General features: G+C 61.2%; 8 protein-coding genes. 5 read left to right on the top strand and 3 right to left on the bottom strand.

The genetic code is table 11. The features are described 5' to 3' along the window. From KBI52_RS03465 to KBI52_RS03445, 5 genes are all read left to right on the top strand, one after another. Positions 1–284 (top strand): MucR family transcriptional regulator (locus tag KBI52_RS03465; protein WP_210805328.1); only part of this gene is annotated, 284 nt, incomplete at its 5' end. Positions 285–699: 415 nt separating this feature from the next. Beyond that, on the top strand, positions 700–870 hold the full coding sequence (locus tag KBI52_RS03460) for a hypothetical protein (RefSeq protein WP_210805326.1): 171 nt from the start codon (positions 700–702) through the stop codon (positions 868–870). 189 nt (positions 871–1,059) lie between these two features. Beyond that, positions 1,060–1,287: a hypothetical protein gene (locus tag KBI52_RS03455; protein WP_210805324.1), complete on the top strand. Its 228-nt coding sequence runs from the start codon at positions 1,060–1,062 to the stop codon at positions 1,285–1,287. Between the two features lie 238 nt (positions 1,288–1,525). Further along, the gene (locus KBI52_RS03450) at positions 1,526–3,766 is read left to right on the top strand and encodes an ATP-binding protein (RefSeq protein ID WP_210805322.1); all 2,241 of its coding nucleotides are present in this window, start codon (positions 1,526–1,528) and stop codon (positions 3,764–3,766) included. A 278-nt stretch (positions 3,767–4,044) separates the two neighbouring features. After that, a complete protein-coding gene (locus KBI52_RS03445; protein ID WP_247654152.1) occupies positions 4,045–4,767 on the top strand; it encodes a hypothetical protein in 723 nt (240 codons plus the stop codon). Between the two features lie 25 nt (positions 4,768–4,792). On the opposite strand, the gene KBI52_RS03440 is transcribed toward KBI52_RS03445, so the two are convergent. The 3 genes from KBI52_RS03440 to KBI52_RS32610 all read right to left on the bottom strand — a co-directional run bounded on the left by KBI52_RS03440 (position 4,793) and on the right by KBI52_RS32610 (position 8,369). Beyond that, the gene (locus tag KBI52_RS03440) at positions 4,793–5,311 is read right to left on the bottom strand and encodes a hypothetical protein (RefSeq protein WP_210805320.1); all 519 of its coding nucleotides are present in this window, start codon (positions 5,309–5,311) and stop codon (positions 4,793–4,795) included. Positions 5,312–5,370: 59 nt separating this feature from the next. Continuing rightward, positions 5,371–5,538, bottom strand: coding sequence for a hypothetical protein (locus KBI52_RS03435; RefSeq protein ID WP_262265629.1), 168 nt, complete (start codon positions 5,536–5,538; stop codon positions 5,371–5,373). Between the two features lie 185 nt (positions 5,539–5,723). Continuing rightward, positions 5,724–8,369 (bottom strand): EAL domain-containing protein, encoded by a 2,646-nt coding sequence (locus KBI52_RS32610; protein ID WP_210805316.1) that lies wholly within the window; start codon positions 8,367–8,369, stop codon positions 5,724–5,726. Positions 8,370–8,870: the final 501 nt, after the last annotated feature.

The raw sequence follows: 8,870 nt of genomic DNA, 5'->3' as shown, positions 1-8,870 counted from the left end.
TCGAGGACGGCAAGAGGTACAAAACCCTCAAGCGCCATCTTGGGAAGCTGGGGCTGACCCCCGACGCGTATCGTACAAAGTGGGGGCTTCCTGCCGATTATCCGATGGTTGCGCCGAGCTATGCCGAGAAGCGCTCGGAACTCGCGAGAAGCAGCGGCCTTGGCCAGCAGCGAAGGAAGGCTGCCGCAAGAGCAACCGTTGCGTCCGATGAGACGGGAGCGGCTCGGGCTGAGACTTCAAAGCCCAAGCGTCGCGCACCATCCAAGACGAAGACCCGCGAGTAAGCTCCAAGCATCCTTGGGCGGCTTAGCTGAATACTCTCTTCACTAACTCAGGCGCGGCTTTCCGACTTCGCCGCTCAAGGCTTGCAGCCTGACCCCTATGGGCCTCGGCCATGAGAGGATGAGGTTTCGTGGGGCAGCGATGGTGCACTTGAGGACATCCCTCATTCACGGCGAAATCAACATGTCGGAATGGCGAGCGCCTGAAGTCGACTCACGACTTGGTGCCCCACGAATCCTTATGCTCTCGGAGATTTTGGCCGCTTTATCTTGTAAGTTGTTACCAGTAGTCACGGACGGCTTGGGCCGACTTAGAAGACGTCCTATTCGGTTCCAGACAAAGCATTACACGCAATTAGCGGACTTTCTTCTCACACACCATGTGATATGGCGGTCTCTCGGACGAGGACCGACAACCATGCCCGAGGACAGCGAGCCGCCTCACGAGCGCGAGCAGGAACGCCGGATCAAAGCCATTGAGGCTGAGATGGACGAGCAGGAGCAGACAACCCGTACCGGCTTGTTCTGGCTGTCGATCCTGGCAGCCGTGGCTTTCATCGGAATAGGATTCTGCTTGGTGAACCTGTAGGGCAGCCGGCCGATAAGACATCATAACGGATAAGCCCAGCCGTTCATTCCCTATACGGGCCTCAGCACATAGGAGGATTGGCCAGATCCAATCACAAGGCCTATGTGCCCAGATAGGACCATCATCCGGTGACATATGACAGATGTCTTCAACGATCATGTGGTTTGGACTGAGGTCCCGACAACGCTCATGCGCTGCTACTTTCACCTGGTGAACAGCCACGAAGAGATCCTTGATGACGAAGGGATCGAGGTTTCGGATCTGGAGGATGCCAAGGCTCAGGCTCTGGTCGCCATCGAGGATATCCGGGAGGAGGCCATCCAGAGCGGCGCATCCTGGCAGGGCTGGCGGCTCGACGTGGTGAACCCGTCCGGTGAGGTCCTTTTGTCCATCCCGCTGGAGCCGGTCCTGCACTGACATCAACCGGATCGTCAGGCTTTGGAACCACGCCAGTTCCGCTCTCGCCACCTCCACGAGCCAGCGTGAGCGAAAAGCCGGAGCCTGAACCCTCAAGAGGCTCGCCGCCGGCCGACCTTCCGGAGTCTGAATATCGCCCCTTCACACCAGGAACTTTCCCGGCCCAATGGCGTTTGGCAGTCCGGCTAAGCTACAAAGGTCTGCGGATGCACCTCCTCGGGCAGAGCTTGGCAGAACAGTGACAAAGCCCTACCTCGCCCCTCACAGGGCGGAAGCCCGTCAGCTTCGCATGGAGAACACCTTGCCCAATGTGGCGCGTCGATGGTTCGGGCAGGAGGGGGCTCACCGGATCCTCTGGGCTTTGTTCATCGTCTCCCTTGTGCTTCCCGTCAGCCTGTTCGGTGCCGCCGCCTGGCACAGCCGAACCCATGCCCTGGATGAAGCCCACAAGGCGATTGAACGGGCCACGCTCGTTCTCCAGGGCCATGCCCAGAAGGTGTTCGAGTCCTATGAGCTGGTCATGGACCGGGTCGAGGATCGGGTCGCCTCGATGGCACCGGGCGACCTGCGCAACTCCCTTCAGCTGCACCACCTGCTGAAAGGCATCGTCGCGCAGCAAAAGCAGATCGGCTCAATCTGGGTGGTCGATCAGGACGGGGTGCTCCAGAGCGCCAGCGGCCACTACCCTGTCCCACAGGTGAGCATTGCCGACCGACCCTATATGATGGCCTTCCGGGCCGGGCGGCGGGAGCTCATGGTCGGCGAACCGCTGCGCGGGCGCGTCAATGGCAATGACCTGTTCACCGTCGCGCGGCCGCTGGTGGGAGCCGACGGCCGCCTGACCGGCGCCATTCTGGTGGCCGCTTACCCGTCCTACTTCCAAGATCTCTACCGGCGCAGCGCCCCTGACATGGACCATGCGGCGAGCCTCGTGCGCGCCGATGGCACCTTCCTGGTCCGGGATGCTCACACCAGCACGAACGCTGCTCGGGCCGGTGAACGGTTTATGCAGGCCGCCCAGTCGAGCCCTGCGGGCGTCTACACCGGCGTCTCCTCCAATGACGGGATCGAGCGCATCATCGCCTACCAGAAGCTCGACCGCTACCCGATCTATGTTCGCTTTGCCCTTGGAACGGACGCGGTTCTGGCGGGCTGGCGTGAGCAGTTGATCCGGTATGGCCTGATCACCCTGGTGATCATGGCGGGGCTTGCCGTGATGACCGGATTGGCGCTGGCGCGCTACAGACGCGAGCAGGCGGCCACGTCCCAGCTCGCCCAGGAGACGCACCTCCGCGAGGAGGTGGAGGAGCGCCTGCGCCGGGCCCAGAAAATGGAAGCTCTCGGCCAGCTCACCGGGGGCATCGCCCACGACTTCAACAATCTTCTTGCGGTGGTGATGGGCAACCTCGACCTGCTGCGCCGCGCCAAGGACGACGAGCGCCGCAGCCGCCTGATCGGCAATGCGCTGAGCGCCGTCGAGCAGGCCCGGACCCTGACCGGCAAGCTGCTGGTGTTTGCCCGCAAGCAGCCGCTGCATGCCGAGACCGTGAGCCTCAACGAGGTCATTGGCCAGGCCGAGGACATGCTCGTTCAGTCCCTGCGCGGCGACATTCGGCTGGAGCTGGAGCTGGCCGAGCAGCTCTGGCCGGTGCGGATCGATCCGTCTCAGCTCCAGGTGGCGCTCATCAACATGGCGGCCAATGCCCGCGATGCCATGCCCAAAGGCGGAACGTTCCGCGTGACGACCGAGAACACGGTGCTGCGCGATGGCGAAGCCCTGGAGGGGGTGGCGCTGTCCGTGTCGGATACCGGCGTGGGCATGCCGCGGGAGGTGCTCGCCCGCGTCTTCGAGCCGTTCTTCACCACCAAGGAGGTCGGCAAGGGAACGGGGCTGGGCCTGGCGCAGGTCTATGGCCTCGTCGAGCATTCCGGCGGATCCGTCGACATCCGCAGCGAGGTGGGACGCGGCACCACGATCACGCTGTACCTGCCCAAGGCCACGGCGGATGAACTCGAGCCTGCCGTGCCGGACAGCGTGCCCGCGCCGCAGAACCCGCGCGCCCTGAGCATCCTCGTGGTGGAGGACAACGTGCAGGTGGCAGAGATGGCCGAGACGGTGCTATCCGAGCGCGGGCACCATGTCACGAGGGCGCACAATGCCGGCGATGCCTTGGCGATGCTGGAGGCGAACAGCCGCTTCGACGTGGTGCTCTCGGATCTCGTGATGCCGGGAGAGATGGACGGAATTGATCTCGCGCGGATCGTCCGCGACCGCTGGCCTTGGGTCGGCATCGTGCTGGCCACCGGCTACAGCGAGGCGGTCGCGGAGGCTGACAGGGAAGGCTTTGCGGTCCTGCGGAAGCCTTATGTGCCGGATGACCTCGAAGCCGCAGTCCAACAGGCAGCCGCGCGTGCCTCCGAGATGGCCAACGTTGTGCCCCTCCGGACACCGGCTCCAGTGGGTGCTGCTCAAGCCTGACCATCTCGAACCGATAGCTTTCGGCTGCATTCGCCGGGTGAACGGCCCAGCCCTTCCGGACACACGGATGGAGTAGCAACTTAAGCCAAAGGAGAGCTTCGGCGTACCGCCTCGTCGAGGCAATCTGATGGCAGCGGCCTCTCACGGCCTGGTCCGCTGGACCGCCCTGATTGCGAGGCCCCGACGCCTGCCGATCCAGGAGCGCCTTCAACTCCGATCGCGCCGGCGTCGCCCTTTTTAGCAAGGCACAGTCCCGGATTCGATTGGAGGTGTCGGCCGTGAATCGTCCCTGTCATGACAAAGCGGCGGAGTACCGCCGTCAGGTTCAGGAAATCGGCACTGCTGTCGAAAAGATCTCGATCACCGAGACCCGCGAGCAACTCCTTGCGATAGCCGAACACCTGGAGGCATTGGCAAGGGAAGAGGAGCGCGAGACCAGAAGGGGAACCTTGACTGTGAGGCGACGTTGCCATTCACGGACGTCAGGAGTTCACATGCGGGTGTTTGATCTAAACAAAGTTGCACACGCGGGCTTTGCCGCACTGGTGCTCGGCGGATCAACTCTGGTGAGCACAGCGGCTGCCCTCGCCGCAGATCTACCCCCATACTTCGAGGATCAAGGAGCAGTTCTGGAGCGTCCACCCGTCCGGAGCCGGCTCGCGGTCGAGGAGACTTACATCGCCCCACCGGTCGAGCACAGGGTGATCGACCGCCGCGTGATCGAGCGCCGCTTTGTTGGCGGTTATGAAGGGCCAGCTCTGGTGCCGCAGCAGCCTCTGCCGATTGTGCCTCTGGAGGAGAGCGAAGGCTTTGAGGGGCCTGCGTTGGTTCCTCCTCGGAATGTCCCTATTGTCTCTGTGCAGCCGGTCCTGCCTCCGCCCATCTACCAGGAGAGCGTTGTCGGCATTCCTACGCCGGTCGAGGAATGCCGCGTTGTCTTAACGAAGCGGATCGACGCCTATGGCGATGTCACAGTGCGCAGAACAAGGATCTGCGACTGACTCCTGATCACCGCAACCATAATACTTATCGCCTCCCCGGCTCCTGCAGAGAAATGCCCGCAGGCACTTTCAACGCGCCGTCTTCCTGATCCAGGTCGATGAAGCGACCGTTCTTGGGGATGACCAACCCCTCCCCGATCTTTGGCAGCTTGGATAGGGCGGCGCAGGTGATAGCCGAGTGCTCTCCCGACGAGGTTTCAGTGCCGGTGAGCCGCGCATTTGCTTGCCCTGGACCTGAAAGGCTCCCTTCAATCCGGATGCTCTGATCGGGGAAGTTCCAGGTGAAACGCTGGCCTGCCTGCTCCCATTTGCCCGGCCACTCGCCCGGCCTCGTCTGTGAAGCATCGAAGATGTAGGGGCTGACCTCACCATTCTCCAACTCGCCTCCCCCGACGCCGCCACCAGGGTAGAAGGTGATCACGAACTGAGACCGATCAGAGGTGCGGATGCATTCCCAGAGGGAGCCTGCAAGGCTCAGGCCGTCAGCGATCGCCGTTGGGGACGCCAGAACAATCCCGATCGCGGCGAGCAGAAAGCGTCTCATGGGCTGTCTCCGATCAAGGACGGAGCCGCACCCCAGGCGGAGTTCCTTACGAAAACTTGTCAGCCGGTGGGATTGGAGCGATCGGTGTTGCCGCCGCTGCCTTCAAGGAAGCACACCAGGGCAAAGACGCTGATCACCGCCGCCAGCTCTGCCCCAGACAGGAGCCAGGAGGGAGCACTCGCCCGCAGCGGCCCGACGGCCACCAACGAGAGGAGGAAAGTAACCACTGTGCTCCACATCAACATGGGAAACCGTCCCTACGAACGGGATCAAGCACTAACCCATTGAATATGAAAAGCCAATGACAGGCTCGCGGCACAACTAAGGAAAGCTTATGCGACCGGACACGGTCGCCATTCTTACAAGATCTGGTCGAACGTTACCCTGTCCCAACAGTAATGGCACATTAGCATTATGCTTCGACCCGGCTCTCGTGATCTGCCATGATCTCCTCGAAGGGCTCAGGTCTGTGGATCGCGTAGCCCTGGGCGAACGTGATGCCCATGGACGAGACCAATTCGAAGGTCGCCTGATCCTCGACGAACTCAGCGACCGTCTGTGCGCCGAGTTCTGTGGCGATCTGGTGAATGGATTTGACGATGTAGCGGTCCACCGTATTGGTCGTCATATTGTGAACGAAGCTCCCGTCGATTTTGACAATATCGACCGGGAACTGGCGCAGGTAGTTGAACGAACTCAGGCCAACGCCAAAATCATCCAGCGCAATCTGGCATCCCATCTCCCGCAACCTGCCGACTGTCGTGGCTGCCACGGCCATATTGCTGACCACGGCCGTTTCCGTGATCTCAAAGACCAGGATTTCTGGCGCGACGCCAGTACATTCAAGAACCTTGAGGACGTAAGCCGCAAACGACGCATCGCCGATTGAGGCTGCGGACAGGTTGAGATGGATCTGAGTATCCCGCTCAAGGCACCCTGCCCGTCCAATCGAGGTCAGCGCTTCCCGGACGACCCAACGGTCGATGGCCCCAATGAGGTCATATCGTTCTGCCGCCGGAATAAACACAGACGGCGGGATGACCGTCCCATCCCTGTCTAGCATCCGCACCAGGACCTCATACCGCTGCTGGGTCGGATCCGCGCACGCAACAATCCTTTGAGCAAAGAGCCGTAGCCGACCCTCTTCTATGGCCAGTTTGATCCCAGCCGCGACCGCAATCTCGCGGTGACGATCAACCGCTTCGCTCTGCTCGGGTCTGTAGATGCTGACCCGGTTCCGTCCTGCCATCTTGGCCGCCAGGCAGGCAACATCCGCTTGAGCGAGGACAGCGCTTGGGGAGCGGGTGCTCGGCGTAATCTCGGTCACCCCGATGCTGGCCCCGACACTATAGCTGCGATCCTCCCAGGGGAACTGAATGGCACTGGCCGCGATATTGAGTTCCTCAAGGATCACTGTCGCATCATCAAGGGAACATCCGAGCAGGATGATGCCAAACTCATCCCCGCCGAGCCGGCCGATAACATCGCCTTCGCGCAGGTAATTGGGCAAGGCTCCTGCCACCCCTCGCAACAAGGCGTCACCCGCGACATGGCCGGCGGAATCGTTGATGATCTTCAGCCGGTCGAGATCCACAAAGGCTAGGGCATGCTTGATGCCGGTGTCACGGCTTTGCGCCAGAGCCTCTTCGAGCTTCTGCTCGAAGGCGGATCGATTCAGAAGACCGGTCAGTTCGTCATGGGTCGCGTTGTATCTGAGCCGCTCCTCGGCTTCGCGTCGGGCCGTGATATCCTGGAATTGCACGATCAGATAAGCGGGCCGCCCCGCCTCGTCACGCACCAGTGAGGACGACCGAAGGACCCACACCTCGGTGCCATCCTTGCGAACAAAGCGCCGTTCCGTCGCTGCAAAGTCTGTCTCACCCCTTAAGAGAGCGCTATCATCTGGAGGCGCATCGTCCGGATGGGTCAGGTCTGCGGCGGTCCGCGATAGCATCTCCTCTTCCGTAAATCCGAACAGCCGACAGAAGGCCGGATTGACCTTGAACACGGTCCCATCGAGGCGCAGCAGCGCCGTTCCGATGCCGGCGCCCTTCATGGCTCCGCGAAAGAGCGCTTCGTTGTGCAAGGCCTCTTGGTGCGCAGCGCACCTGCGGCGAAACTCCTGCCGCAGGTTCAGAGCCAGGGCAATCATGGCCCCGGTCAGGGCTAGCACGATGCCACCAATCGTCAGAACTCGGCTTCGCCAGGCGGCATAGACATCCTGCAGAGAGCGTCCCACGCTGATCGTCAGCGGGAAATCCCCGATCTGGGTGAATGTGTACAGCCGCGGGATCCCGTCGATTGGCGAGGAGCTGGACTCAAACGATCCTGAACGCTGCTGCGGATAGTAGCGGTAGATCCCCGCCCTGCTGACATCAGTGCCAAGATGCTTCTCGGTGAATGGCTCCCGCACGACCAGCTTCCTGTCCGCTCGCATGAGCGACATGGAGCCATTCGGTCCCAGGTCCATCCTGCGGAACAGATCGGTGAAGTAGTCCAGGCCCAGGCCGACATACGCAATCCCGGCGAACCGGCCATCCGGGTGAGAAAGCCGCCGACTGAACACGAGGCCCCATCCAAGGCCAACTGGGCTCTTGATCGGCAGCGAAACATAAAGCCCCACATCCGGACGATCGCGGTGGACAGTAAAATACTGTAGCTTTGCGACGTTGATGATGTCCGGGTCCGTGAAACGGGAGTGGTATCTTAGCTTCCCGTTCTCATCGACAACGGCGATGGCTGCAAAGTACTGCGCCGTCGCAACCTGATCGAACAGCAGCTGGCGCTGAAGGTCAGAACCCAGTTCGGTGAAGCCTGGCTGGGTGAACCGCTCGATGACCTTCTGGATCGTCAGATCGATGATCTCGATGTTGCGGGAGATATCTCGGCTCACCGATGCAACAAGATTGCTGGATGCTGCCCTTGCCTGATCAGATGCGTTCCCCCGTTCATCGTAGACGAGGGCCGCGCAAAACAAGTTGAAGACCCCAGCCAGAACCAGAACGTTCAGGACCGGGTGGCGAGCAAGCAGGTTCTTACACCAGGAGATGGAGATCACGAGGCAGTATCTTAGAGAGGAGCATCGGGCGGGACTTCAACGACATCTGTGCATCACAGGCCACAATCCGGCCCTGATCGAAATAAGCCAGATAAGCCTCTGGAAATCCATTCGACAAAGGAAATGGGGTAAATGATCGCGCCCGGATCGGAAGCGGTGAGAGCCTTGGCGCACGTCGTGTTGTAAAACTCGTCCCGAGGCACGTTGGGGCCAACACAAGATCCGTTCCTGATTGAGCGCTAGGATAGAATGGATCGACAACTGGTGGCGCGAGGCTTGAAGTTTGGCTCTATGCGTAGGGCAAAGCACCTGGACATTCATCGGGTAAACCGCTGTTGTTTCTTGCTAATCCTGCCCCCGAAGCTTCCAGGCAGAGTCACTCGCTAGGGCGGATCTTCCGGGTAACCGCATCCTTTCTGTCGATGCGTCCGCGATGCTGTATGGCTCCTCAGACGCCCGAACCGAGGCGTATTAGGCCGCCGGCCCGCTCGACACACCTGC

This window comes from Microvirga sp. HBU67558 (genome assembly GCF_018069605.1).
Lineage (GTDB): Bacteria > Pseudomonadota > Alphaproteobacteria > Rhizobiales > Beijerinckiaceae > Microvirga > Microvirga terrae.
The sequence above is the reverse complement of the archived record's forward strand: the minus strand, read 5'-3'. Positions and strand labels throughout refer to the sequence as shown.